The 25,756-nt window shown below is 53.0% G+C and carries 17 protein-coding genes; 3 read left to right on the top strand and 14 right to left on the bottom strand.

The genetic code is table 11. From position 1 onward, the window contains the following. Positions 1-70: 70 nt before the first annotated feature. The 3 genes from BM040_RS06420 to BM040_RS06410 all read right to left on the bottom strand — a co-directional run bounded on the left by BM040_RS06420 (position 71) and on the right by BM040_RS06410 (position 3,988). Positions 71-619: a serine O-acetyltransferase gene (locus BM040_RS06420; protein WP_092099688.1), complete on the bottom strand. Its 549-nt coding sequence runs from the start codon at positions 617-619 to the stop codon at positions 71-73. Between the two features lie 624 nt (positions 620-1,243). After that, positions 1,244-2,602: a dihydrolipoamide acetyltransferase family protein gene (locus tag BM040_RS06415; RefSeq protein ID WP_092099687.1), complete on the bottom strand. Its 1,359-nt coding sequence runs from the start codon at positions 2,600-2,602 to the stop codon at positions 1,244-1,246. Between the two features lie 126 nt (positions 2,603-2,728). After that, a complete protein-coding gene (locus tag BM040_RS06410) occupies positions 2,729-3,988 on the bottom strand; it encodes a competence/damage-inducible protein A (RefSeq protein WP_092099686.1) in 1,260 nt (419 codons plus the stop codon). A 146-nt stretch (positions 3,989-4,134) separates the two neighbouring features. Here BM040_RS06410 and BM040_RS06405 point away from each other — a divergent pair, with 146 nt between their 5' ends. The 3 genes from BM040_RS06405 to BM040_RS06395 all read left to right on the top strand — a co-directional run bounded on the left by BM040_RS06405 (position 4,135) and on the right by BM040_RS06395 (position 9,377). Beyond that, a complete protein-coding gene (locus tag BM040_RS06405; protein ID WP_092099685.1) occupies positions 4,135-4,857 on the top strand; it encodes a DUF4197 domain-containing protein in 723 nt (240 codons plus the stop codon). 154 nt (positions 4,858-5,011) lie between these two features. Beyond that, positions 5,012-6,292 carry an erythromycin esterase family protein gene (locus BM040_RS06400; protein WP_092099684.1) on the top strand — a complete coding sequence of 427 codons (1,281 nt, stop codon included), beginning with the start codon at positions 5,012-5,014 and terminating at the stop codon, positions 6,290-6,292. A gap of 151 nt (positions 6,293-6,443) precedes the next feature. Continuing rightward, entirely contained in the window at positions 6,444-9,377 is a 2,934-nt protein-coding gene (locus tag BM040_RS06395) for a ligand-binding sensor domain-containing protein (protein WP_139217777.1), read from the top strand. Between the two features lie 125 nt (positions 9,378-9,502). Here BM040_RS06395 and BM040_RS06390 read toward each other — a convergent pair whose 3' ends face one another. From BM040_RS06390 to BM040_RS06335, 11 genes are all read right to left on the bottom strand, one after another. After that, the gene (locus BM040_RS06390; RefSeq protein ID WP_092099682.1) at positions 9,503-10,348 is read right to left on the bottom strand and encodes a glycoside hydrolase family 16 protein; all 846 of its coding nucleotides are present in this window, start codon (positions 10,346-10,348) and stop codon (positions 9,503-9,505) included. Between the two features lie 142 nt (positions 10,349-10,490). Beyond that, positions 10,491-11,936 (bottom strand): PKD domain-containing protein, encoded by a 1,446-nt coding sequence (locus tag BM040_RS06385; protein ID WP_092099681.1) that lies wholly within the window; start codon positions 11,934-11,936, stop codon positions 10,491-10,493. Positions 11,937-11,969: 33 nt separating this feature from the next. Then, a complete protein-coding gene (locus tag BM040_RS06380; protein WP_092099680.1) occupies positions 11,970-13,478 on the bottom strand; it encodes a RagB/SusD family nutrient uptake outer membrane protein in 1,509 nt (502 codons plus the stop codon). Between the two features lie 18 nt (positions 13,479-13,496). Continuing rightward, positions 13,497-16,655: a SusC/RagA family TonB-linked outer membrane protein gene (locus BM040_RS06375; protein WP_092099679.1), complete on the bottom strand. Its 3,159-nt coding sequence runs from the start codon at positions 16,653-16,655 to the stop codon at positions 13,497-13,499. 534 nt (positions 16,656-17,189) lie between these two features. Further along, positions 17,190-18,152 carry a calcium/sodium antiporter gene (locus BM040_RS06370; protein ID WP_092099678.1) on the bottom strand — a complete coding sequence of 321 codons (963 nt, stop codon included), beginning with the start codon at positions 18,150-18,152 and terminating at the stop codon, positions 17,190-17,192. Between the two features lie 100 nt (positions 18,153-18,252). Next, positions 18,253-18,960 (bottom strand): YebC/PmpR family DNA-binding transcriptional regulator, encoded by a 708-nt coding sequence (locus BM040_RS06365; protein WP_092099677.1) that lies wholly within the window; start codon positions 18,958-18,960, stop codon positions 18,253-18,255. Positions 18,961-19,434: 474 nt separating this feature from the next. Further along, a complete protein-coding gene (locus BM040_RS06360) occupies positions 19,435-20,070 on the bottom strand; it encodes an ABC transporter ATP-binding protein (protein WP_092099676.1) in 636 nt (211 codons plus the stop codon). Further along, entirely contained in the window at positions 20,060-20,851 is a 792-nt protein-coding gene (gene lpxA / locus BM040_RS06355; RefSeq protein WP_092099675.1) for an acyl-ACP--UDP-N-acetylglucosamine O-acyltransferase, read from the bottom strand. The genes BM040_RS06360 and lpxA overlap by 11 nt, the downstream gene beginning before the upstream one ends. Next, on the bottom strand, positions 20,848-22,242 hold the full coding sequence (locus BM040_RS06350; protein ID WP_092099674.1) for a bifunctional UDP-3-O-[3-hydroxymyristoyl] N-acetylglucosamine deacetylase/3-hydroxyacyl-ACP dehydratase: 1,395 nt from the start codon (positions 22,240-22,242) through the stop codon (positions 20,848-20,850). Before BM040_RS06350 ends, lpxA begins: the two co-directional genes overlap by 4 nt. A gap of 316 nt (positions 22,243-22,558) precedes the next feature. After that, positions 22,559-23,581 (bottom strand): UDP-3-O-(3-hydroxymyristoyl)glucosamine N-acyltransferase, encoded by a 1,023-nt coding sequence (gene lpxD, locus BM040_RS06345; protein WP_092099673.1) that lies wholly within the window; start codon positions 23,579-23,581, stop codon positions 22,559-22,561. Positions 23,582-24,385: 804 nt separating this feature from the next. Then, on the bottom strand, positions 24,386-25,615 hold the full coding sequence (locus BM040_RS06335; RefSeq protein ID WP_092099671.1) for an HD domain-containing protein: 1,230 nt from the start codon (positions 25,613-25,615) through the stop codon (positions 24,386-24,388). Positions 25,616-25,756: the final 141 nt, after the last annotated feature.

The following is a 25,756-nucleotide window of genomic DNA, read 5'->3' as shown; positions in this document are numbered from 1 at the left end:
GGCACTATAGTATCGGTCTGTCGTAGTTAGGAAATCAAGGCAGATGAATCTCTACAAAAGCAGTGTGCTGTCAGTTTAAGGTACTATTGATATATCCTTCGCAGGGAGCCTCTTTCTCCAGTATTTTGCACGGGTTTCCTACTACCAGCGAATTATCCGGAACATCAACATTGACAAAGGCGTTGGGCGCAATCAGCACATTTGACCCGATACGCACGTTACCAACAATCACGGATCCCGTCCCGATCCACACATTGTCGCCAATGGTTGGGTAGCCTTTTAACCTGCCCCTATTGGCCTGCCCAATCGTAACGTTATGGGTAATATTGCAGTTTTTACCAATCCTTGCCTTTCCGTTAATCACTATTGGCCCATAGTGTCCGATGTAAAATCCCTCGCCGATTTCGGTTGAAGAAGGAATTTGAAACCCATACTTATGCGAGTAGCGCGATTTGAGGAAATTGAATAACAGCCACTTTATGGAGTTCTTTTTATACTTTGACGCCTTGCGCAGCAAATACATGTACCTGAACCCGGGATTCTGAAGGCCTTTTAGAAGACCTTTCGTGCCTGATAATCCACCGTAGCGGAAAAGATCTGCTTCTATTATCCTATCCATTATCTTTAGTATGTGGTGAGCACAGCAAGTGGTGTTGACAGCGGATTAGGCGCAAGTTGAGCCGCCCATCCGTAATCATTGAATAAGACCAAAAGCAGAAAGAAGGCAGTATGCACTAAACCCTTTTATACTTGAGGTTCCCTTGAGCAAAAGCATTGAATGTATGAATGATACACAGGCTCGATTTCATGCCCTTGGCAGTGGGGGAAACTTCGGTTAGCTGTAAAAATGGATTTACTGTAGGTTCTGCGTGCTAACCTGAGCCTGTTTTGCCTGTCAGCCTTTCCGAAAATTTCAGACCGGACATGCTGTAACTAATATATAGTTATAATTATTATAATGCAAATAAATATAGTATAAATAAGAGTCGGGTAGAATAGGTAATGTATCCTAATGCCGAGGCCTGTTCTGTAAAGGCTGTATTCACATCCTCCGGCTAAACCGGACGGCACACATACAGTATACTGCCGCTGCTTCTGTTTATTTCTTCGCTGTGCTTATACAGGCTGCACAAACACTATTTAACACTAACAGCTGCGTATACTTTCTTTGAGCTACATGCAAAAAAATAAGCCTGCCACGGTATCGCAGCAGGCTTATTTTATATTTTATACTTTGGTCCGGCTATATCGCCTGATTTACGTCAAACTGCTCCAGGTAGTCGGCTACCCGGCGCACGAACATGCCACCCAGCGAGCCGTCCACCACGCGGTGGTCGTAGGAGTGCGACAGGAACATGAAGTGGCGGATGCCAATCAGGTCGCCCTCCGGTGTCTCGATTACAGCCGGCTTCTTTTTAATAGCGCCCACGGCCATGATGGCCACCTGCGGCTGCATGATAATCGGCGTACCCATCACATTACCAAAAGAGCCCACGTTAGAGATAGTATAAGTGCCGCCTGCCAGGTCGTCCGGCGTCAGCTTGTTCATGCGGCCACGGTTAGCCAGGTCGTTCACCTTTTTGGTCAGGCCGTTCAGGTTCAGCTGATCAGCGTTTTTAATGTTAGGCACAATCAGGTTACCGCTTGGCAGTGCCACGGCCATGCCGATGTTGATGTCTTTGTGGCGGATGATGTTGCTGCCGTCCACCGATACGTTGATCATCGGGAAATCCTGGATGGCTTTGGCAATGGCCTGGATAAAGATCGGCGTGAAGGTCAGGTTTTCGCCCTCGCGCTTCTTGTACACGTCCTTCCACTTGTTGCGCCAGTTCACGAGGTTGGTCACGTCGGCCTCCACGAAAGAGGTAACGTGTGGGGAGATGCGCTTGCTTTCTACCATGCGGTCGGCAATCATCTTGCGCATGCGGTCCATCTCGATGATCTCGGTGTTTCCGCCTACAGAGGCGGCTGGCTTCACTGCAGCCTGGGCAGGAGTGGCCTGCGGCTGCACGGCCGGAGCCTGTACCTGCTGTTGAGCCTGTGCCTGAGGAGCAGGTGCTTGAGCAGCTGGAGCAGCCGGTGCATTTTTGCGGCTCTCTACGTAGGCCAGTATATCTTTCTTAGACACGCGTCCTTCGCTGCCGGTACCTGGCACGTACTCCAGTTCCTCCATCGAGATGCCTTCCTCGCGGGCAATGTTGAGCACCAGCGGAGAGTAGAAACGGCCACTGGCGGGCTTGTCGAGCTTGGCTACGGAAGCAGCAGAAGCGGCGGCAGGCGCAGCCTCCTGTGGAGCGGCAGCTTGTGGAGCAGCCGGAGCTTCGGTAGCAGCTGGCGTGGCAGGAGCAGCGGTATCTTCGCCGTTGGTGGCGATGATGGCGATAGGGGCACCAACGGCCACTACGTCACCTTCCTGCACCAGAATCTCCTTCAGCACACCGCCTTGCAGGGCTGGTACCTCGGTGTCCACTTTGTCGGTTGCCACTTCCAGCACCGATTCGTCCTGCTCAATGGTATCACCCACATTTTTGAGCCATTTCAAAACGGTACCTTCCATGATACTCTCGCCCATTTTGGGCATAACCATTTCTACAAGTGCCATATATGTCGTTCTTCGTTGATCGTTTTTAATTCAGGGTTTACACGGAGGCCGGTGAAAAGGAGAGTGAGTACTAACCCCTCCAAGGCCCTATCGACTTAAAATCCAGACAAAGTTAAATATTTTAGGCTATTCCTCAACCGTTGGCTCCAAACTTTGCCGCAGCAGGTTCAGCACAGCCATGGCAGTATACTCGATATTGAGCAGCCGGCCTTTGTTGTAGTTGAGCAGTTTAGCCACCGTTTTATACTTGTCGGCATAGGCTATCCAGATGGTGCCCACCGGTTTGTCGGGTGTGCCGCCATCGGGGCCGGCAATGCCGCTGGTGGCCAGGCCAATGTCAGTGTCGAACTTCAGGCGCACGTTCTCGGCCATAGCGCGCACAGTAGCCTCGCTTACGGCGCCATGCTGTTGCAGGGTTTCAGGCGCCACGTGCAGCTCCTGTATTTTCACCTCGTTGTGGTAGGCGATCACGCTGCCGATAAAGTAGGCCGAACTGCCGGCTATACTTGTCAGCTTGTGCGCCAGCAGGCCCCCGGTGCAGCTCTCGGCGGTGGCCACCGTCAGACCGCGCTCGGTCAGCAGCAGGCCAATGGCTTCCTCCAGCGTCACCTCGCCGTAAGCGAAAATATGCTTGCCGAGAATTGCGGGAAGTTTTTCCACCTGCTCCTGCATTTCCTTTTCCAGTATGGCCTCGTCCGTGCCTTGCCCGGTCAGGCGGAGACGCACACCATTCAGATGGGGCAGGTAGGCCAGTTTCAGGTGCCCGGGCAGGCTCGTTTCCCAGGTTTCCAGGCGCTCTGAGAGCAGCGACTCGGGCAGGCCGATGGTCTGCACGACCTTGTGGAGGATGTGCGGGGTCTTGAAGTAAGCTTTCAGCTGCGGCAGCACCATGTCGGTCATCATGCGCTTCATCTCGAAGGGGACGCCCGGCATCGACACGAACACCTTCCCGTCCTGCTCAAACCACATGCCCGGCGCCGTGCCCAGGGCGTTGGTTACCGGGGTGCAGCCTTCGGGCAGGTAGGCCTGCTCGCGGTTAAGGTCGGTCAGCTCCTTGCCGCGGCCCCGGAAGAGCTCGGCGAGGTGGGCCAGCGAGGGCTCGTGCAGCTTGAGCGAGGTATGGAAGTAGCCGGTCAGCACCTGCTTGGTCAGGTCGTCCTTGGTGGGGCCCAGGCCGCCGGTCATCAGGATAATGTCGGCGCGGGTTCTGGCCTCATCCAGGGCCTGGGTGATATGATTTGCATCATCCGAGATGGAGGTTATCTGCTTCACCCTCACCCCGATTTTAGCCAGCTCTGCGCCCATCCAGGCAGAGTTGGTGTCCACGATCTGGCCGTAGAGGATCTCATCGCCAATCGTGATTATCTCAGCAGTAACTGCTTTCATGTATATTTGTGGTCTGATTTATGTGTAGGCTTTTTAAACCGGATAAAGGTAAAGATGTTGCGGCAGATTGCATACATTGCCGCGCCTAACTTTACGGGGCCATACGTTATAGTTTTCACAGAGAAGAAATCATTACAAAACCATACATGAAGAAGCTGATTTATACTTCTGCCCTGGCCGTGGCACTGGGCGCCTCGGCCTGCACCGTTACTGACCTGCAGCGCACCATGGACGGGGTACTGGCCGGCACCGGCGTGCCTGTTACCCAAACCGAGGTGGCGGCCGGACTGAAGCAGGCCCTGGAGGTGGGTATCTCCAACGGCGCGGGCAAGGCTTCCCAGACCGATGGCTTTTATGGCAACTCGCTTATCCGGATTCCCTTCCCGGAGGATGTGAGGCGCGTGGAGAACACCCTGCGCCAGGTAGGGCTCGGTGGCCAGGTGGACAAGTTTATCCTTACCCTGAACCGTGGGGCCGAGGACGCGGCCAAAAGCGCGGTGCCTATCTTTGTGAGCGCCATCAAGCAGATGACCATACAGGATGCCTGGGCCATCCTGAAAGGGGAGAAGGATGCGGCCACCAACTACCTCAAGCGCACCACCTCGCAGCAGCTCTACGACGCCTTTAACCCAATCATGGTTAAATCGCTGGAGAAAACGAACGCCACGAAGTACTATGCCGACCTGGTAACGCAGTACAACAAGATTCCGCTGGTGCAAAAGGTAAACCCCGACCTGGACGACTACGCCACCCAGAAAGCCATCGACGGCCTGTTTACCCTGGTGGCGGAGGAGGAGCTGAAGATCCGCGAAAACCCGGTGGCCCGCACCACAGAGCTACTGCGCAGGGTATTTTCCCAGCAGGACTAGCCACATCCGGCCGCGCCGGGCCCATAGCAGCACCCGCTTTGCCACAAGGGCAGGGCGGGTGCTCCATTTTATGGAACATTAAGAGGCAGAGGGTAGTACAATACACCAATATTTGATGTAGCGTACTTTATACTTTACACTTCGCGCCACGGCTATGGGACAAAGACCTTTTCACTATACAGCGCTTACAAAAGAGAAAGACCTGGATGTGTTACTGCAGGAGATCGGCGATGCCCGGGTGGTGATGCTGGGGGAGGCCTCGCATGGCACCTCGGAGTATTATACCTGGCGCACGGCCATCTCGCGGCGGCTAATCCAGGACAAGGGCTTTAACTTTATAGCCGTGGAGGGCGACTGGCCGGAGTGCTATGCGGTGAACCGCTTCGTGAAGGGCTACCCCCATGCCGGGAGCAAGATCGCTGATGTGCTGGAAGTATACCGCCGCTGGCCCACCTGGATGTGGGCCAACTGGGAGGTGGCGGCGCTGGTGGAGTGGCTGCGCGAGTACAACAACCAGCGCAAGCAGGGCGATAAGGCCGGCTTTTATGGGCTGGACGTGTACAGCCTGTGGGAGAGCCTGGAGCAGATCGTGCGCTACCTGGAGAACAATGACGGGCAGGCGGCAGAGGCGGCCCGGCAGGCCATCAGCTGCTTTGAGCCCTTTAACCGCGACCCGCAATCCTATGCCCGTGCCACAGCCTTCGTGCCCACCGACTGTGAGCGGGAGGTCATCGAGATGCTGCAGAAAATACAGCAGCAGCGCAGCTTCGGCCAGGATCCGGAGCAGGACTTCAACACAAAGCAAAATGCGCTGGTGGCCGCCAACGCCGAGAAGTACTACCGGGCCATGATAGGGGGCAGCGCCACCTCCTGGAACGTGCGCGACAGCCACATGATGGAAACCCTGGACCGTCTGCTTGAATTTCACGGACCCAACTCTAAAGCTATTGTGTGGGAGCACAATACCCACATCGGCGACGCCCGCTACACGGATATGGTAGATAACGGCATGTTCAACATCGGCCAGCTGGCCCGTGAAAAGTATGGCCGCGCCAACGTGCGCCTGGTGGGTTTTGGTACCTACCAGGGCAGTGTGGTAGCCAGCAAAGCGTGGGGAGCGCCCATGCAGAAAATGGATGTGCCGCCTGCCGCCAGCGGAAGCTGGGAGGAGCTGCTGCATAACATCAGCACCGAAGACAAAATCATCCTTTCCAAAGACCTGAAGCATGTGCCCGAGGTGCAGGAACACATGGGACACAGGGCCATTGGGGTGGTGTATGACCCCAAATTTGAAGTGTTCGGAAATTACGTGCCCACCATCATCCCGGAGCGCTACGATGCCTTTTTATACTTTGAGGAGACAGAGGCCGTGCACCCGCTGCGCATGAAGAGCCGTGGCGCCAAAGAACCCGATCTCTACCCCTGGAACTACTAAATCCATACTTCCATCATACTTCAAGCTCACTGAAAGTAAAAGCAGGAGCGGAGCCCTACTGTGCTTGGCCAAAAGCGCACGGCCATACTTGCAGAGAAAGCCCTTTTTTGTATATTGCTTATCTTCTATAGTATAAGCTGGTGGAAAATCCGTGAAAAGGCTCCTTTTATTATTGCTCAGTATACTTATTGGTCATGCTAATCTAAAAGCCCAGGTAAAGGACGAGGGAATTCCTTTTATCCGGAACTACGGGCAGAAGGAGTACAATGCCTCGGCCCAGAACTGGGCAGCGGTGCAGGACCACCGCGGGGTAATGTACTTCGGCAACAACTACGGGGTGCTGGAGTACGATGGCAACAACTGGCGCGTCATTATACTTCCTAACCGCACCATCGCCCGCTCCCTGGCTATTGGCAAGGACGGCACCATTTATGTAGGTGGGCAGAACGATTTCGGCTACCTAAGCCCCAACCGCCAAGGGCTTATGGAGTTTGTGTCGCTAAAGGACCAGATTCCGGAAGCAGACCGCTCGTTTGACGATGTCTGGAAAACCTACGTTACGAGCGATGGCGTGTACTTTTGCACCGTCCAGGCCATCTACCTGCTCCGCAACAACAAGTTTGATGTATACCGGCTGCCGGAGCTGCCTTGGGGTTTTCCCTTCTATGTCCGCAACACGCTGTATGTGCCGGTGCCGGAAAAGGGGCTCTACGAGATAAGCGCCGGTAAAATGACCCTCATTCCCAACAGCGATGTGCTCAAGGGCTACACCATCACGGGCATTCTGCCGCACCACAAGGCTGGCATGCTGCTGGTAACCAACCAAGGCAAGCTCTTCGCCTACGATGGCTATAACCACTTCACAGCATGGAAATTACCTGTGAGCCCTTTTCTGGAGGAGGCCCGGATAAACACTGTGATGTCCTTTTCCAACGGGTTGGCGTTTGGTACGGCGCACAACGGCCTGCTGCTCACCGATAAAGATGGCACGCCGCGGCAGCACCTCAACATCGAGAAGGGGCTGCAGAACAACGCCGTCCGCAGCATTTACGAGGACGACGCGGGAAACCTGTGGCTGGGGCTCAACAACGGCATCAGCTATGTGGAAACGAACTCGGCCTTCACCCATTTCAATGCCTATAGCGGGCTGCCGGGTACCGCCTACACGTCGCTGCTCGACAGCGGCAAAGTATACTTGGGCACCAGCGACGGGTTATACTTTAAGCAGTGGTCTAACAGCGAAAACCCAATTCAGCCGGCCCCTTTCCGGCTGGTAGAGCATACGCAGGGGCAAGTATACAACCTCCAGAAAATACGCAACAGGCTGCTGCTCGCTCACCACGAAGGGCCTTACCAGGTAAAAAATGGTGTTGCCGAACGGTTGTCCGATCACCGCGGCGCCTGGCTGTTCCTTCCCTTAAAAGCCCACCCCGATTACCTGCTGTGCGGTACCTACAATGGCTTGCTGCTCTATAAATTCGAGGGGGATAACCTGAAATTCGTACGCACCATTGAGGGTTTCAGTGAGTCTTCCCGGGTGATGGAGGAGGATGAAGCCGGAAACATCTGGATTGCCCACGGCTACAAAGGAATCTACAGGTTAAAGCTCTCCGACGACCTGAGCAGGGCGGCCAGGGTGGATTTTTACGGGCAGGCAAGCGGCTTCCCTTCCAACATCTTCATCAACGTGTTTAAGATTAACGGTGAGTTGGTGTTTACTGGGGAACGGGGCGTATTTACCTACAACAAGCGCACAGACAAGTTTGAGGATCACCCGGTGTTCAGCAAGCTGTTTGCGCCTGATGTGCACATCCGGAAGCTGGTAGAGGATTCAGACGGGCATATATGGTTCTCAGCCGGGAAAGAGGTAGGGGTGCTGAAGAAAAAGGCAAACGGCAGCTTTGAGGTAGAGAAGAACATCTTTAACAAGCTATATGACAAGCTGGTAGGAGGCTTTGAGCATATCGCGCACTACGACCGGGCCAATATGCTAATCGGTACCGACGAAGGTTTTGTGCACTACCATCCCACTTTCCGGCAAACTGAAAGTACAGACCATACTTTCCATACCTTGATAAGGCAGGTAAGCGCCACGGACGGGGCCACCGATTCGCTCATCTCAGGTGGGGATTTCCTGCACCAGGGGCAGTTGTCCATCAGCCAACCAGCCGGGCTAAGGCCGGAGCTCCCTTATACTTTCAATTCGGTAAAGTTTACCTACAGTGGCGTTACCTTCCTGGACAATGACCACGTGCAGTACCAGTTCATGCTGGAGGGCTTCGACCGAAACTGGTCCGGTTGGGGGACATCCAAGCAAAAAGAGTATACCAACCTGCCGGAGGGGACTTATACTTTTAAAGTAAAAGCCCGCGATGTGTATGGCCATGAGAGCGGGGAAACTGCCTTTACTTTTACCATTCTACCGGCCTGGTACAGCACCTATTGGGCCAAAGCTGTGTACTTTTTGTTAGGCCTGCTGGCCATCTGGTTATTGAAGCGGTTGATAGACCGCCGGGTGCGCCTGCAGCAGGGGCAGTTGCGGGAGGAGCAGGAGAAAGCCCTCCGCCTGAAAGAGGCCGCCTACATAGAAGAGGTGCTCAAAGCTGAGAAAGAGGTTATCCGGCTGAATAACGAAAAACTGGAGAGCGAGCTGGAGCACAAGAGCAAGGAGCTGGCTTCTTCGGCCATGCACGTGATGCAAAGCCTGGAGACGATAGACAAGGTGCGGGGGCAGCTGCAGACGGTGATGGAGCAGGTAGAGGACAGGCAGGCGCTGCACCAGCTGCGCAAAGTGCTACGTTCCGTGGAAGAAGACATTAAGGTAGAGAACAACTGGGACCAGTTTGAGCTGCACTTCAACCAGCTGCACCAGGGCTTTCTCAAGCGGCTGCGCCACGACTTCCCTGACCTCACCCACCGGGACATTAAGCTCTGTGCGTACCTGCGCATGAACCTGACAAGCAAGGAAATCGCCTCGCTGCTGAACCTGTCGCTAAGAGGCGTGGAAACCAGCCGCTACCGGCTGCGGAAGAAGCTGAACCTGGAGCAGGAGGTAAACCTCACCGAGTTTATACTTAAGTATTAACCTATAAAAAAGGCCCGGCTAAGTTACCGGGCCTTTCGCTTTGTCTAAAAATTCACCTTTTAAGAAAGTATAAGCGGGCTCAGAGGTAAATACTCAATGGCCTGCTGTATAGTAAGCGCTGTGCCTTATCCTTCAATCAGTTTGTAGACGCGAACATAATCCACTTCCATACTTTGCGGGTAAACGGTAGGGTCGACGCCTTGAGCGCCTCCCCAGTTGCCACCAACCGCGATGTTGAGCAGCAGGTGAAAGCGCTTATCGAATGGCCAGGAGGCAAAGCCTTTGCCCTCGTTGATAAACTCAAACACTTTTTCGTCGTCAATGAAGCCCCTGATAGAGTAGGGGGTCCAGTCCACGCGGTAATTGTGGAAGGCGGTGCTGGCGGTAGGCACTATTTTGCTTTTGCCTTTCTGGGTGCCTTTGCCGTGGTTATAGTCCTCGGTATGCACTGTGATGTGCACGTTGTTCTGGTCATAGCCCACGTGCTCCATAATGTCTATCTCACCGGATTTTGGCCAGCCTCCGTAGGCCCAGTCGGTCGGGAGCATCCAGATAGCCGGCCAGGTGCCTTTTCCGGTCGGCAGTTTTGCCCGCACCTCGATTCTGCCATACAAAAAGTCTCCTTTGTTTTTAGTGACAAGCCTGGCCGAAGTATACTCCATGCCGCCCTCGTTCTCTTTGCGGGCAGTGATGGTAAGTATGCCGTTGGCCACGCTGGCATTGGACGCCTTATCAGTGTAATACTGCAACTCGTTGTTGCCCCAGCCATGGCCGCCTGTATCGTAGCCCCATTTCTTGGGGTCTGGTGCGCCAGTGTAATCGAACTCATCCGCCCAAACAGGGGTGGTCTCGAATTTCCAGTTTTTGTCGACCGGGGCCGTAGGAGTGGCTATATAGGGTTTGGGTTCGTCTTTCTGGCTACAGGCCGCATAAGAGAACACCGTGCCGCAGGCAATCAGGGCTAGCAGCATCTGTTTTAGTCCTAGCAATAACATATAGTATGATGGCTTTCTAGCAGGCATGACATAGCGATAGTCTCCCTGCAATTCAACTTTATACTTTGAGATGAAAGTATGGCCCGGATGTCGGCCAGACCATACTTCTTTTAAAGGCTTACTCCAGCCTGAAATCGTCCAGGAAGAAGATGCCAGGGATAAAGTTGCCCTCACCGCCTGCCTGTATCACAATTCTATCCAGGTCTTTTCTGTTGATGGTTTCGGCGGCGCCGAAGTCAAAGGTCAGCTCTACCCATTCATTCAGCTTGTCCACTTGCTGCTTTATCTCCACCTGGTTTGCCCAGGGTTGCGAGGATGTGCCATCCTGCAGCTTGATGGAAACCTGCTTGAGCAGGCGCGGGTTAGCCCATGTTTCTCCATCGGCCGTCTCAAAGTCATTGTAGCCCGGGATGAACACCTTTATCTTGAACACATGGCGCTCGCGCAGATCCAGCTTATGCTCGAAGTCGGTGAACATGTTGGCGAACTCATATTGCTGGCCTGCCTGCTTCACATACATGGCTACCTTAGCAGACTCGTTTATCGGGAACGGAGCCGGGTTGTCGTAGCTCTCGTTGAGCAGCAGGTTCTCGGTTTTCCATACTACATTCCCGTTCGTGTCGAAGTCGTCGTAGATGTCGGTGATCTTGTAAGGCTTTTCCTCTACTGGCCGAGTATACCCTTTCGGTACGAAGCGGTAGAACCACGCATTGCCGGGCACTCCCTTCTGGTCGCTCATCAGGTACATCTCATTCTCCGACAGGGCAAGGATTCTATACTTGGAAACGCCCACATAGTAGGATAAAAAGCCACTGTTCGAGATGGTCAGGTACTTAACACCATTTTCTTCGGTGATGCTCCAGCTCAGGTTGGTCGGTGGCGTGTAGGATACGGTTACGTCTTCAGAGGCTCCGGAGGCTCCCCCAATCTCAGTTGCATAATCCTTGTTGGCGTAAGTATCGCCGTTGTTCTTGTATGTATAGGAGAAGCCTTCCAGTTTAAAGGTCATCTCGTCATCATACATGCCAACCCCGGCTTTTTCGTTGGCGCCGGCAGCCCACCAGTTAGGAGATGGGTTCGTTGCCACGTTTTCGCCCACCCCCAGGTGGCCGCGGAAGTCTTTCTCCATCACCCAGGTCTTGCCATTTGCAGCGTCCGCACCGCCCGTCAGGAAGTTATAATCCTCCCGGTCCAGCATCGACACATTGGTCTCGGCAATGTGAATTACCTGCGAGCTTTTGGCATAGCCTCCGCTGGTGAAAACGGTCAGGGTAACGGTATAATCACCTTCCACCGCGAAAGCACCCTGCACCTGGTCGCCTTCAGCGGCGCCTCCGTTCCCAAAGTCCCAGATGGCCTTGAAAGCTCCTGGTGTCTCATTCCGGAAGTTGATGATGTTCGCGTTGTTTGAGGCCGGCGTTGCCGTGAACTTCACCATCTCGGCGGATGGGGCAGGAGCCAGTTCCTTGTCTGATGACTCGGGTGTACAGGCCGAAAAAGCACCTGTCAGCAGCACCGCCATTAGCAGGGTGTAAAAATTGTTTATGATAATGCTATGTCTCATAATTTCTTGCTATTAAAATAAATTGCCTAAGACCTACCTGTACTCAGGGTTCTGCACCAGCTTGGTGTTGTTGAGCTCTGCCTGCGGGATGGGCAGTACCTCATGCTTGCCGGGCACAAAGCCATAGGGAGCAAGTACAGTAGCTGCCCTGCCGGTGCGTATCAGGTCGTGCCAGCGGTGGCCTTCGGTGGCCAGCTCCAGGCGGCGCTCTTTATAGATGTTCTCCAGCGTGGCAGGTACAGCAGCCAGACCTACACGGGCCCGCACAGCGTTAAGCAACTCTGCGGCACGGCCAGCGTCTCCACCTCCCTGCACCAGCGCCTCGGCCTCCATCAGGTAAGTATCCGCCAGGCGAATCTCGATGTAGTTGTTAGGCCAGTTGAGCAGCGGTTCGCCGCCACCGGTGGTTTTCCACTCTACTTTTGGCGCATACTTCTCTACAAAGTAACCCGTGTTCTGATAGCCCTTTTCGTAAGTGGCCACGCCGGCCTGCTCCAGGCTGTCGATGTTGGCAACGGTATACTTGTAGCGTGGGTCGCCTTTCAGGGCATTTACCAGGTCCAGTGTAAGCGGGTTAAAGCCCCAGCCTGCCACGTAGGTTGGGCCGGCGTAACCCCTCGGGCCAAACATAGTGACAGCCACGTTGCCCTCAAAATTCGGCCAGCTACCCCAGTCGGCATTGGCCTGGGTGGTATGCCCAATCTCCAGAATGGACTCGCTATGATACTTGTTGTTTGGACGGAAGATGTCGCCGAAGTTATCCAGTAGCTTGTAGCCGTACTGGCTTGTGCCGCCCGGCGTGCCGTTTACGTCTGCCAGTTGGGTAGCCGCTTCCCGCCACTTTTGCTGGTAAAGGTATACTTTGCCCAGCAGTGCCTTGGCCGTACCCTGCGTAGCGCGACCGCCTTCAGCGGCTGCAGACACAGTCATGGGCAGATCCGGAATGGCTTCCGTCAGGTCTTTTTCTATCTGGGTGTATACCTGGTCCGGACCCACCTGCTCTACATTGTATATCTGATCGGTAGAAAGCGAGGCCGTAAAGAGCGGCACATTGCGGAACAGGCGCACCAGCTCAAAGTAGTAGTAGGCTCTCAGGAACTTGGCCTCCGCCGCATAACGCGCAGTGGTGACGTTGTCCAGGCCGGGGATGCCACCCTGCACTTTCTCCAGCAGGGTGTTGGAGCGGGAAACACCGGTGAAGTTCCTGTTCCAGTACTCGCCCTGCGGACCGATGGCTGGGTCTAATGTATAGTTGTTCCATACTTGCCAGGTGTTCATGTCCGAGGAGCCACCGCCACCGGCATAGGCGTCGTCGGAAGCGGCATTGATGGCCCCGATGTTATGGTAAGTGCCTCCGGCCTCCCAACCCATCGGGTCGTAGGCTGCCACCACGCCGGCAAAGGCTTGCTCAGGGTTGGCATAGTAATTCGATTCCAGCACGGTGCCCCGCGGGTCTACCTCCAGAAATTCTTTTTCGCAGGAGCTGAGCAGGGGTAAAGCCAGTGCAGCTACAGCCAGGTAATGTATATAGGTACGTTTCATGTTGTCTCTTCTAAAAAATTAAAACCCGATGTTAACACCTACCATGAAAGAGCGCGCCTGCGGATAGAAAGCTCTGTCGATGCCGAAAATGCTGCCGCCGATCTCGGGGTCATAGCCAGTGTAGTTGGTGAAGGTGATTAAATTGTTGCTGCTCACGTACACGCGCGCCTTCTGCATGGAAATCTTGGAAGTAAGCGAGTTTGGCAAAGTATAACCCAGCTGCAGGGTCTTGATGCGGAAGTAGTCGCCATCCTCCAGCATGAAGTCGGAAGGGTTGGTGAAGTTACGGTTGTCGTCTGCAGTGGTCAGCCTTGGGTATTCGTTCGTGCTGCCCTCGCCTGTCCAGCGGCCCAGGGCTGACTGTTGCCAGTTCGCATTCGGGATGTCGAGGCGACGCAGGCCCTGGAAGATCTGGTTGCCGGCCGCTCCCTGTCCGAAAATCAGCAGGTCGAAGTTCTTATAGTTGGCCGTGAAGTTGATGCCGAACGTCCAGTCTGGAAGTGGCTTTCCGATAAAGGTGCGGTCATCACCGTTTATCTGCCCGTCGCCGTTCTGGTCTACCCAGCGGAAATCACCCGGTTTTGCATCCGGTTGTATCACGCTGCCTTCGGAGTTTTTGTAGCTCTGTACTTCTTCCTCGTTCTGGAAGATGCCGTTGGTGCGGAAGCCGTAGAAAGCGCCATAAGACTGGCCAACTGCCATGCGGGTGAGCGGGTAAGACAGGTTCTGAATGTTCTCACCACCTTCCAGGAACTCCTTGCCGTCACCCAGGTAGGTGATTTCGTTCTGCAGGTAGGAAACGTTACCGCTAACCCTGAAGTTGAACTCGCCAATTTGCTGGCCGTAACCCAGCTCCAGCTCCACGCCACGGTTTTCCATGTCAGCCACGTTGCCCCACGGTCTGCCGGTGGCGCCTACGTAACCAGGCAGGTCTATCTGCTGCAGAATGCCGGATGTTTTCTTGTTGTACCAGTCGAAGGTCAGGGTCCAGTTCTGGAACAGGTTGGTTTCGAAGCCGATGTTGGTCTGAGTAGTTTCCTCCCAGCGCAGGTCCGGGTTGGCAGGGGCATCCGGGCTGTAGCCAATCAGGTAAATATCGTTGCCGAACGTATAGTTACGGCCTGGCCCTACGGTAGAGATGTAGCGGAAGTCACCCAGCGCATCGTTACCCACTACGCCGTAAGAACCTCTAATTTTGAGGAAGTTCACTACATCATTGCTTGGCCAGAAGTTCTCGTTGGAGGCCACCCAGCCGATGGAGGCAGATGGGAAGTAGCCATACTTGTTGTTGGTACCAAAGCGGGAGGAACCGTCGCGGCGGATAATACCGGTGAACAGGTACTTCTCATCATAGTCATACACCACGCGCCCGAACAGTGAGCTTACGGTATGGTCTATGCCTTCGTAGGCGTCGGAAGAGCGGTTAGCAGTCGGCACCTTCAGGTTAAAGGAAGCCTCATCAAACGTCTTGGCCGGAATATTGGTAAAGGAGATGGAAATACCGCTGGTATGGCTGTCGCGGTAGGCGCCCTGTCCTGCCAATAGGGTAAAGTTATGCTTTTCTATCGAGCGGGTATAGGAGAGGATGTTCTCTATATTATAGTCAAAAGTCTTGTGCCTGTCGCGGTTAAAGGCCGTTTGCGTGCTCTGCGTGGAAGCGTTCAGGTAATAAATAGGGCGGAAGCTCTCGCCACCCCAGTAAGCCAGTTTGGTGCCTACTGTAGAGCGGAACTTCAGTCCTTTTATGGGCTCCAGCTCCGCGAACACGTTCCCCACGATGTTATCAGACCAGCCGTGGTTACCCAGCTGGGTCTGAATGTAGGCCAGCGGGTTTGTCATCTCCTGCTGCACCGTGGTGGAGATGCCATAAGGATAGCCTTGTGGGCTCCATACTGTTGGCTGCCTGTTATACACGCTGCTCGGGTCATTAATGATAGCCGGGTCTGTAATCAGCACAGGCGTAGTCGGATCAAGGTTGATGGCTGAGCTGAGCGGACCACCAAACTCGGTATTAGGGTTCAGGCTGCCCTGGCTCTTGATGTGGGAGTAGCCCAGGTTTTGCCCCACTGTTAGCCAGCTGGCTATTTTGTGGTTAGAGTTGAGGCGAACGTTATGGCGTTTGTAGTTGGATATCTCGCTGGTAACGATGCCTTCCTGGTCCAGGTAGCCGTAAGACATGAAGAAAGTCGATTTATCTCCGCCGCCGCTAATGCTAAACTCATGGTTCTGAATGCGTGCATCATCGTTGAATACATACTCCTGCCAGTCGGTGCCTTCACCAAGTGATCTGGGGTCCTGGTACACAATGCCACCTCCACCATTCACCGAGGCCTCATTACGTAGCGTGGCATACTCTGTCGCATTGAGCAGGTCCAGCTTTCTGGCCGGGGCCTGTGTGCCCAGGTAGCCGTTATAGTTCACGTTGATAGCCCCGGACTTGCCACGCTTGGTTGTTACAAGTATAACCCCCGTAGCGGCGCGAGCACCGTAAATGGCGGCAGAGGCCGCATCCTTCAGCACTTCAATCGATTCGATGTCGGCCTGGTTAAGGTAGTCGATACCGCCGTTTACCACCACGCCATCTACTACATACAGTGGGTCGTTGCTGTTGAGGGTCGTGATGCCACGCACGCGCACGGTGGCTGCCGCACCCGGAGCGCCGGAGTTACTGGCCACGGTTACACCAGTTGTGCGGCCCTGCAGCGCCTGCTCCACCCTCGTAATCTGCTGGTTCTCCAAATCTGTGGACTTCACGCTGCTGATAGCGCCTGTTACTACACTCTTTTTCTGGGTGCCGTACCCTACTACTACCACCTCTTCCAAAGCCTTGGTGTCAGGCGCCAGCGATATCTGGAAGGTGGACTGGTTGTTTATCTGTACTTCCTGAGGGAGGTAGCCGATGAAAGAGAACACAAGCGTTCCGTTTGCGTCCGGCACGGATAGGGAGAAATTGCCGTTTGCGTCCGTGGTTGTGCCTCTCGTAGTCCCTTTCAGCACTACCGTTACACCCGGAAGGCCCATGCCATTCTCATCCGACACTTTTCCGGTGAGGGTGTTTGCCCGGGTAGCTTCGAGGGGCAAAGGCTGTAACCCAAGGGTGCCGCCTGCCGCTACTGCGGAGGTAAAACTGGCAGCCAGGGTGATACAGCCCAGTGCTGTGTATAGTTTTCTTCTCATACAAAATGTTATTAGGTGAAATAAAAATGATAGGTTGTTTTGTCTCTTCGTGATTAATCAATTACTGATGTCCATAAATGCACCCCAAAAATCTGTAGTGTAACATCGGGTACTTTTATGTGTCAAAGATGAATTAATTACAGGGGCAATCAAACCGGATCCAAAAGAAGTAGCTACAGTTTTGCTACGCTACCACTACGTCACGACTACTTCACTTCTGCAGGTTTATGTGCTATGGTATTTGTAATCAGTTGATTGTGTGTTGGTGGTGTGATGTAGCATTTTACTGCCTACAGAAACAGAAGGGGAGGGGCTGAGCGCTGAATGAAGTATAAAAGTGCGGGGGCTGTAAAGTATAAAATGCCGGGAGCAATGGAGTTGAGTAAACCTTGAGGAAAGACGGTCCAGGGAGGACACCTGAATTGAGAATAGCTCGCAGAGGCGGGTAGGCTGAAGGGTATTTGGGGAGTATAAACGAGCAAGCCCCTCATCTCATGAAAAGGGGCTTGCTCGTTTATACTTATGTGTTTGGATTTAGCCTCTCATTACGAGGTAAGTGATGTAGGCAAAGTATACCAGCAGGAATACTATACCATTAAGCCGATCAATGGCGTTGCGCCTTCCGATAGGCAGCGCAATGATAAGCATAGCACTCGCCAGGATCATCATCACGATGTCCGAATTGTTCATTACATTGAAGGGTAGCGGCGTAATAAGGGCACTGATGCCCAGGATCCAAAGCAGGTTGAAGATGTTAGAACCCACCACGTTGCCAACGGCAATATCAATATTACGGCGGTATGCAGCCATCGCAGAGGTTACAAGTTCAGGAAGCGAGGTACCAATGGCCACGACCGTCAGGCCGATGAAAGATTCGCTCAGCCCGAATGATTGCGCAATGTGTACAGCACCGTCCACCACCCAGGTGCCACCCAAAAACAGGCCTCCTGCCCCCAGCAGGATAAAAAATATAGATTTCCCGATTGGCATCAGTGCTGCGTCGTCCTCCACTACCACCTCGTCTTTGTTTGTTCTGGCTACGTGGTAGATATAAATCATGAACATTGCGAAGAACCCCAATAGTATAGCGCCATCTAGGCGGCTGATGTATAGGTCGTACCGGTTGTTGAACAGGGTAGCATTAGCCAGGAAGCCCACCAGCAGGGTGGCGATCAAGGAGAAGGGAATCTCTGTGAGCACAGTGGCCCGCTTGATGGGCAGGGGGCATATGATGGCGGTAACTCCAAGTATGAGTAAGAGGTTTGCCACGTTGCTGCCAAACACGTTGCCGATCGCTAATTCGGGTTGCCCGTCGGCACTGGCAAAGATGTTGACGATGAGCTCCGGAAGGGAAGTGCCGAAGGAAACGATCGTCAGGCCTACTACCATGTCGGATAAGCCGTAGCGCTTGGCAATGGAGGAAGCTCCATCCACCAGAACGTCGGCACCTTTAATAAGGAGGACAAAGCCGATGACAAATAGAAAGTACAGCAGCATATATATTTTACTTTTAGGATACGTGTGGATACGTATATATTAAAAATAAAGTGGCTGCCCGAGTGTACCCGGGCAGCCACTTTGGTGTTAGTTTTTATACTTAGGCCATGTTGTGGTACACGGCCTGCACGTCGTCGTCTTCCTCGAAGCGCTCTATTAGGCTGAGCACTTCTTCCTCCTGCTCCTCGGTTAGCTCGGTGCGGGTGGTCGGGATGCGCTGCACCTCGGCGCTGATCACGTTCAGTCCTTTTTCCTCCAGCCCCTTCTGCATGTTGCCGAATTCTGTAAAAGGTGTTTCGATGATGATCTCGCCTTCGTGCTCGTAAATGTCCTCAGCACCGAAATCGATGAGTTCGAGTTCCAGCTCCTCCAGGTCCGCCCCCTCAGCCGATACCTTGAAGATACCCTTGCGGTCGAACATGAAGTCGAGAGAACCAGTTTTACCCAGAGATCCGCCGCCTTTGGAGAAGTGCATGCGCACGTTGGCAACTGTACGGTTGAGGTTATCTGTGGCGCACTCTATCACTACGGCAATGCCATGCGGTGCGTAACCCTCGTATATTACTTCTTCATAGTCTTTTTCCTCTTTGGAAGAGGCACGCTTGATGGCTGCTTCCACGCGGTCTTTCGGCATGTTCACACCCTTGGCGTTCTGGATTGCCGCTCTCAGGCGGGAGTTTGTATCCGGGTTAGGACCGCTTTCTTTCACGGCCATCACTATCTCTTTGCCGATGCGCGTAAAGGCCTTCGACATCTTGTCCCAGCGTTTAAACTTACGGGCTTTTCTGAATTCAAATGCGCGTCCCATAGTATAGATTTTGTGTGCCTGCAAATTTAGGCAGCTTCCGTGTAAAATGGTAATTTTTTGCCTGTAGCTTGCTTGTTAATCGCTGACATCCCTCGAGCGGGGGAAGCGCACCAAGGCCGGAATGTACTTACGGAAGTATGGAGGGAAAGTATAAAGTTATACTTGCTACTCTGCTTAAAGTACAAACCTGACTGTTCGCTTTATCGGAATTCTCTGTTCGTAAACTTTGATTGCCTTCCCGAATTTCGTCTTTAGCGAATTCGGAAGGTTTTTAATTAAAAGTGCTTGTTTGAGTGCAGCGGGGTTGTAGCAGCTAGTTGATAAAGACACTTTCTAGGCTTATACTTTCGCCAGTTCAAAACTGTCCTCATTTTATCCACAAGTCAGAACTTGCGTTAGATAAAGGGAGAAGTATAGCCTAAGCAAGCCGTCCAAGTATGAATTATGCTGCGGGTAACGAACAACCAACAACGATCAACGAACCTTCGGCAAGAGGTGGTAGTCTGAAATGCGCAGCTGCACATCGCAGAAACTGTATTCGTGCTGTATATTGGATCCGACGAGAATGAGGCGGTTTGTCTTGTTCTGGGAGACGTGCTCCTGGTACCAGGCAACGCCCTCTTGGTCCAGGTTGGTGGTGGGTTCATCGAGCAGGAGCATGGCGCTGTCGGAGTAGATAGCCAGGCCAAGTTTAAGGCGCTGCTTCATGCCGGAGGAGAAATCCTTGACGAATTTGTTTTTCGAGCGCTGCAGGCCCATTCTGTCGACTAGCTGCTCCTTGTTAAGGTTCTGGCGCAGCGGCTTAAAGCGGGAGTGAAAATCAATGAGCTCGAGCAAGGTGAATTCCTCTACCAACTCCAGGTAGGGAGCCGTGAGGGAGAGGTGGCGGTATACCTGGTCCTGCGCAACGGTTTTACCGGAGAAAGTATACTGCAGCTGGCCCTCGCTTTCCAGGTTATGCCCGGCAATGATGGTAAGAAGTGTGGATTTTCCGGACCCGTTATGCCCGAGTATGGCATAAGAGGTGCCCGACTCAAACGTGTAGGTCAGGTTCCGGAAAATCCACTCGTAGTTATAGCGTTTACCTAAGTCCGTTAGGTTAACTAGCATCTTTTGCGAAATAGCCTTTTATGATACCGCGGCCGGAGTTGCGCACAAAGTTAATTATCTCGTCGCGCTCCCTGCTTGGAGAAAGCTCCACCTCGATCTTGTCCAGCGCCTGGCTGTTGTTCAGGCCGTTGAGGAACAAGATGCGGTATACGTGCTGAATCTCGTTTATCTGCTCGCTTACGTAGCCCCTGCGGCGCATGCCGATGGAGTTGATGCCAGCGTAAGAGAGCGGCTCACGGGCAGCCTTCACAAACGGCGGCACGTCCTTGAGCACCAGCGAGCCGCCAGATACAAAGGAGTGGGCCCCAATTTTGGCGAACTGGTGCACCAGAGTAGCGGCACTGATGATAGCAAAGTCATTTATTTCCACATGGCCGGCGATCTGCACGGAATTGCCGATAATGCAGTTATCCCCAATCAAACAGTCGTGGGCTACGTGGGCGTAGGCCATCACCAGGCAGTTTTTGCCGATAACGGTCTTCATCTTGTCGATGGTGCCGCGGCTTACGGTCACGTACTCGCGGATAACGGTGTTGTCCCCGATGTGGGTGGTAGTTACCTCGCCGGCAAACTTCAGATCCTGTGGAATAGAAGAAACCACGGCTCCCGGGAAAATCTTACAGTTCTTGCCGATGCGGGCACCTTCCATAATCACGGCGTTGGAGCCAATCCAGGTTCCCTCGCCGATCTCCACGTTCTTATGGATCGTTACAAACGGCTCAATAACAACGTTGTGCGCAATCTTGGCTTCTGGGTGTACGTATGCTAATGGCTGGTTCATGCGTCTTTCTTTACTATACTTGCCGACATTTCAGCTTCCATTACCAGTTGCCCGCCCACAAAGGCCTGACCACTCATTTTGGCAATGCCGCGCTTGATAGGAGCCAGCAGTTCACATCTAAAAATTATCGTATCGCCCGGAAGAACCTTGCGCTTGAAGCGACACTTGTCTATGCCCAGGAAATAAGTCCAGTAGTCTTCAGGGTTCTCGACTGTATTCAGAACAAGAATCCCGCCAGTTTGCGCCATGGCCTCGATCTGGATAACCCCTGGTAAAACCGGGTTGCCCGGGAAGTGGCCCTGGAAGAACGGTTCGTTCATGGTTATGTTCTTAACGCCCATAACCGTGGTATCGTCTAAATGGATAATTTTATCGATCAGTAGAAAAGGATAGCGGTGCGGTAGCGTGGCAGCTATCTGGTTGATGTCCATCACCGGCTTTTTCTTCGGATCGTAGGTAGGCACGTTTTTGATAGTCGCCTCGTGGATCATCTTCTTTACCTTCTTGGCAAAGGCAATATTGGCCGCATGACCGGGCCGGGCAGCCAGTATCTGTCCTTTTATCGGACGTCCAATCAGGGCCAGGTCGCCCAGCAGGTCGAGCAGCTTGTGGCGGGCCGGCTCGTTTCTAAAGCGCAGCTCAGTGTTGTTCAGGATGCCTTCCTCCTTCACCTCTACTTTCTGCTTCTGCAGCAGCTCCGACAGGTGCGTCAGTTCCTCGTCCTGCACCACTCGGTCCACAATCACGATGGCGTTGTCCAGGTCGCCGCCCTTTATCAGGTTCTGCTTGTAGAGCATCTCCAGCTCATGCAGGAACACAAAGGTGCGGGAAGGGGCTATTTCCTTTTCGAACTGCTCCAGGTTAGTGATAGAAGCATGCTGGCTACCAAGTACCGGTGAGTTGTAATCCACCATCACGGTAACGCGGTAGTCGTCTAAAGGCAGGGCGGCGATCTCTACACCACGGGCCTCATCTTTGTAGCTGAGCCCCTGAGTGATCTCGAAGAAGTTGCGCAGCGCGTTCTGCTCCTGCAAACCCGCCTCGTGCAGCACCTTCACAAACTCTATAGAAGAACCATCCATGATGGGAGGCTCCGGGCCATCGAGCTCTATGAGTACGTTGTCTATCTGAAGGCCAACCAGGGCAGCCAGGGTATGCTCCACGGTGTTCACGCGCGCGCCGTTCTGTTCAATGGTAGTGCCTCTTGACAGGTCTACCACATTATCCACATCTACATTAATGATGGGCTTGCCAGGCAGGTCGATGCGCTGGAATTTGTGTCCATGGTTGATAGGCGCGGGCTTGAAGGTCATGTTCGAAACCACGCCGGTGTGCAACCCAATGCCCGATACAGTTACCGGAGCTTTGATGGTGTGCTGTTTATCGTTCATTCACGTATCTATAGTCGTGTAAGTGCTCGTGTTGGGTGATGCGCAGGCTACCCTTAGCCAAGGCTTTGGCCCTGCAAACTTAAGATATAAAATAGGGTATTGCCAACTTTTGTGGATAAACTAACTGCCGCAAGACGAAAAGAAAGTACAGGATAAGGCTAAACCTATACCAGCGGCATAGCAAATGCATGCCTGAGTAACCTGCCTCCTACTTAGTTCGCCAAAGGAGCGTAAATTATACTTCGACACGAAGCTATACTTGTAGAACCAAAGAGTTATACTTTCTGAGATCTACAGCCGTGTCGAGCCTACGCTTTTATACTTTCTCTTTCAGCATTTCCAGGTCCCGCTGCAACTCGGGCAGCTTGCGGAACACGGTCATGGCGCGGAGGTTCTGCTTGTAGTCGAAAGCCGGAGAGCCCTGAATGATAAGTCCTTCTTCCTTAACGGATTTAGACACGCCGGATTGTGCCCCGATAGTGGTTTTGTTGGCGATAGTAATATGGCCCACGATGCCCACCTGACCGGCAATAACGCAGTTATCCCCAATCTTAGTGGAACCGGATATGCCCGATTGCGAGGCGATAACCGTGTCTGAGCCCACTTCTACGTTATGGGCAATCTGTACCAAGTTATCGATTTTGGAGCCCCTGCGGATGATGGTGGAGCCCATAGTGGCGCAGTCGATAGTGGTGTTAGCTCCGATGGAAATATCATCTTCCAATACTACGTTTCCGATTTGCGGAACAGCCTTGTAGGTGCCGTCGGGCTGCGGTGCCCAGCCAAAGCCGTCGCTACCTAGCACGGCGCCGGAGTGGATAGTGCAATTGCTGCCCACCACCGTGTTGGCATACAGTTTTACACCCGCAAAGATAGTGGTGTTATCGCCAATGGTTACGTTGTCGCCAATGTAGGCCTGCGGGAAGATGCGTACATTGTTTCCGATGCGGCAATTAGCGCCGATGTAGGAAAAGGCGCCGCGGTAATGGTTTTCACCGATCTGGCTTCCCTGGCCCATAAAACAGGGCTCTTCTACGCCGGTTTTGGAGGCTAGCAATGCCGTCTGATAATACTGCAGCAGCGTGGAGAAACTGGAGTAGGGATCTTCTACCCGGATAAGGGTAGCCGTGGTCTCTTTTTTGAGTTCCAGCTTATCCGATACAATCACGGCGCTGGCACTAGTTGTATATAAGAATGGCTCGTACTTCAAATTAGAAAGAAAAGCGAGGGCACCGCTCTGGGCTTCCTCGATCTTAGCTAACGTGCTGACCTTTACAGTGGTGTCTCCCTCTATCTTGCCCTGCAGCAAGTCAGCAATCTGTTGAACGGTAAATTCCATTTTGTAAAATTAGAGCAAAAACTCAAAAACGCTAACGCATTGGGGGTGCAAACTTAATAAAAAAATCCTGCCCGGCACATTATATAGGAGTTTATACTTTGAATGGAAATAGCGTGCGGTGGGTTGGTGGTTAAGACTGTTAATTGTTGCGGGTTTTATGATGAATTTTTATTTGGGAGGTGTCTGCTCTGAGAATTTTTGAATGCAACAAAATATAGTCTGTATCCGGGTTTTGTTTCTCAGCTGTTCAAAGGCTTTAGCTTGAATGGGTTTGCCCGGATGTTTGTGTAGTGGGAATTTTAACCTTTTGTAAGAATGGGAGACGGGTTTTAGCATCACCTGGTCCAACCACCGCTGCCCCCTCCTTAGCCAAGGAGGGGAGTCTGTCATTACTGGTTCCAAAGTATAATTTTCATGGTAGCTGTCCTACAAGTATAAACCTGGCAGGTGATTACACCCCTATTGAGCTTTGCTCGCAAGCTTCGAACTCCCGTTCTCACTTGTCCTCAAGGGGACAGTTCATACTTGCCACTCTCCCTGTCATCTCGAGCAGGGAGAGTGAGCTATCTGAGGTTCTTTCCAGATCTCTCCCGATGGTCGAGATGACATCAAGGCAAGAGACTCTGAAAGTATAGCAACAAGTATAAAGTATGGCTTTTCAAGCCGGTTAGGTTGCCCTGTCCCGAAGCATTTTATGGAAACCTGACCTCATAGCAAAACACAAGGCTGAAGACACTTGCGCCAGAAAAAAGGCAGGAAGCTTCATGCTTCCTGCCAACTCTTTAGAGTCTTTTAATGAATCTGCTAATGCGCTACTTCCTTCGGATAACAAACGAAGTGCTTCTCCACTTTATAACTAAGCGCGCGGATATTGGGCAGATCCGAGGCCTCGGCCACATCCACCACATAACCTGATTTAGTGAGCATGTCGATTGTCTGACCCTCGGCATCGTAAGCGTTGTTGCCAATTTTGCCTGAAATCATCAGGTAGGGGATGTCCTCCTCGGCCAGGTTATACTTTTCCTGCACCAGTTCTTTCAGGCCCAGCTGCATTTCATCTTCAATAGGCCTAGAGGAGATAAGGACTTTAAACAACCTGCGGCTCAGGATGCTTTTGGCCAAATATGACAGCACAAAGTCGGGGTGCATGGCCCATTCCTTTATGCCGCTCCAGATGTCGTGGTCGTCGAGGGAGACAAAGCGCTCGAGTATACTTTTGTCCTGCCTGAAATCGTCCAGGGTGAGGTTAGAGGAGAGGAAGAAGCGGAGGCAGGGGCTGGCCGGTACCTCTACGCCGCGCTGCAGCAGCTCACGTGCCCGCTGCACCACGCGCAGCACCATGTTTTCGGCGCTAATCACGGTTTTGTGCAGGTATACCTGCCAGTACATCAGGCGGCGGCTCACCAGGAAATTCTCTATACTATAAATGGCCTTTTCCTCCACCACCAGCTTGTCATTGGCCACGTCCAGCATCTTAATAATTCGATCGGCCCCAATCTTGCCTTCGTATACTCCCGTATAGAAGCTGTCGCGGTTGAGGTAATCGAGGCGGTCTACATCCAATTGGCTGGAAACGAGCTGGTGGAAAAAGCGCCGGGGATAGTTATCGGTAAATATATCAATGGCCATACTCAATCTTCCGCCGAAATGCTCGTTTAGCAGGTGCATGATGTGCAGCGACAGGTGCTCGTGGGGCACGTTCTGGAAAATGGCCGTTTCCAAGGCATGCGAGAAAGGGCCATGCCCCACGTCGTGCAGCAAGATAGCGATGAGCGAAGCTTCGTATTCGGTTTCGTTTATTTCGTTATTTTTACTGCGCAGCGTCTGCAAGGCCGTGTCCATCAGGTGCATGGCACCCAGGGCATGGTGAAAGCGGGTATGCAGCGCCCCAGGATACACCATCTCTGTGAGACCCAGCTGCTTGATGCGGCGCAGGCGCTGAAAGTATGGGTGCTCGATGATATCGAATATCAGCTCCGTCGGGGCCGTGATAAAACCGTATACAGGGTCGTTGAAGATCTTTTTCTTATTCACAAAACCAGTGGTTTGGTTGTTGGATGGTTATACTATTAACATGCCGCACGGTTATAACCGCCACAGACTGTAAACTTGCCTCGTACGTGGCGACAAGTTATGCACCCGCTAAACTGACGGCATGGTAGTTGCGGCGTATGC

The sequence above is a fragment of the Pontibacter chinhatensis genome, assembly GCF_900113285.1.
GTDB classification, from domain to species: Bacteria; Bacteroidota; Bacteroidia; order Cytophagales; family Hymenobacteraceae; genus Pontibacter; species Pontibacter chinhatensis.
Note: the sequence above shows the minus strand (reverse complement) of the source record. Positions and strands in the feature narration are given on the sequence as shown.

Excerpts from the sequence above, each read along its gene's own strand:
- BM040_RS06420 (WP_092099688.1), bottom strand. The coding sequence starts at position 619 with ATGGATAGGATAATAGAAGCAGATCTTTTCCGCTACGGTGGATTATCA.
- BM040_RS06415 (WP_092099687.1), bottom strand. The coding sequence starts at position 2,602 with ATGGCACTTGTAGAAATGGTTATGCCCAAAATGGGCGAGAGTATCATG.
- BM040_RS06410 (WP_092099686.1), bottom strand. The coding sequence starts at position 3,988 with ATGAAAGCAGTTACTGCTGAGATAATCACGATTGGCGATGAGATCCTC.
- BM040_RS06405 (WP_092099685.1), top strand. The coding sequence starts at position 4,135 with ATGAAGAAGCTGATTTATACTTCTGCCCTGGCCGTGGCACTGGGCGCC.
- BM040_RS06400 (WP_092099684.1), top strand. The coding sequence starts at position 5,012 with ATGGGACAAAGACCTTTTCACTATACAGCGCTTACAAAAGAGAAAGAC.
- BM040_RS06390 (WP_092099682.1), bottom strand. The coding sequence starts at position 10,348 with ATGCTGCTAGCCCTGATTGCCTGCGGCACGGTGTTCTCTTATGCGGCC.
- BM040_RS06385 (WP_092099681.1), bottom strand. The coding sequence starts at position 11,936 with ATGAGACATAGCATTATCATAAACAATTTTTACACCCTGCTAATGGCG.
- BM040_RS06380 (WP_092099680.1), bottom strand. The coding sequence starts at position 13,478 with ATGAAACGTACCTATATACATTACCTGGCTGTAGCTGCACTGGCTTTA.
- BM040_RS06375 (WP_092099679.1), bottom strand. The coding sequence starts at position 16,655 with ATGAGAAGAAAACTATACACAGCACTGGGCTGTATCACCCTGGCTGCC.
- BM040_RS06370 (WP_092099678.1), bottom strand. The coding sequence starts at position 18,152 with ATGCTGCTGTACTTTCTATTTGTCATCGGCTTTGTCCTCCTTATTAAA.
- BM040_RS06365 (WP_092099677.1), bottom strand. The coding sequence starts at position 18,960 with ATGGGACGCGCATTTGAATTCAGAAAAGCCCGTAAGTTTAAACGCTGG.
- BM040_RS06360 (WP_092099676.1), bottom strand. The coding sequence starts at position 20,070 with ATGCTAGTTAACCTAACGGACTTAGGTAAACGCTATAACTACGAGTGG.
- lpxA (WP_092099675.1), bottom strand. The coding sequence starts at position 20,851 with ATGAACCAGCCATTAGCATACGTACACCCAGAAGCCAAGATTGCGCAC.
- BM040_RS06350 (WP_092099674.1), bottom strand. The coding sequence starts at position 22,242 with ATGAACGATAAACAGCACACCATCAAAGCTCCGGTAACTGTATCGGGC.
- lpxD (WP_092099673.1), bottom strand. The coding sequence starts at position 23,581 with ATGGAATTTACCGTTCAACAGATTGCTGACTTGCTGCAGGGCAAGATA.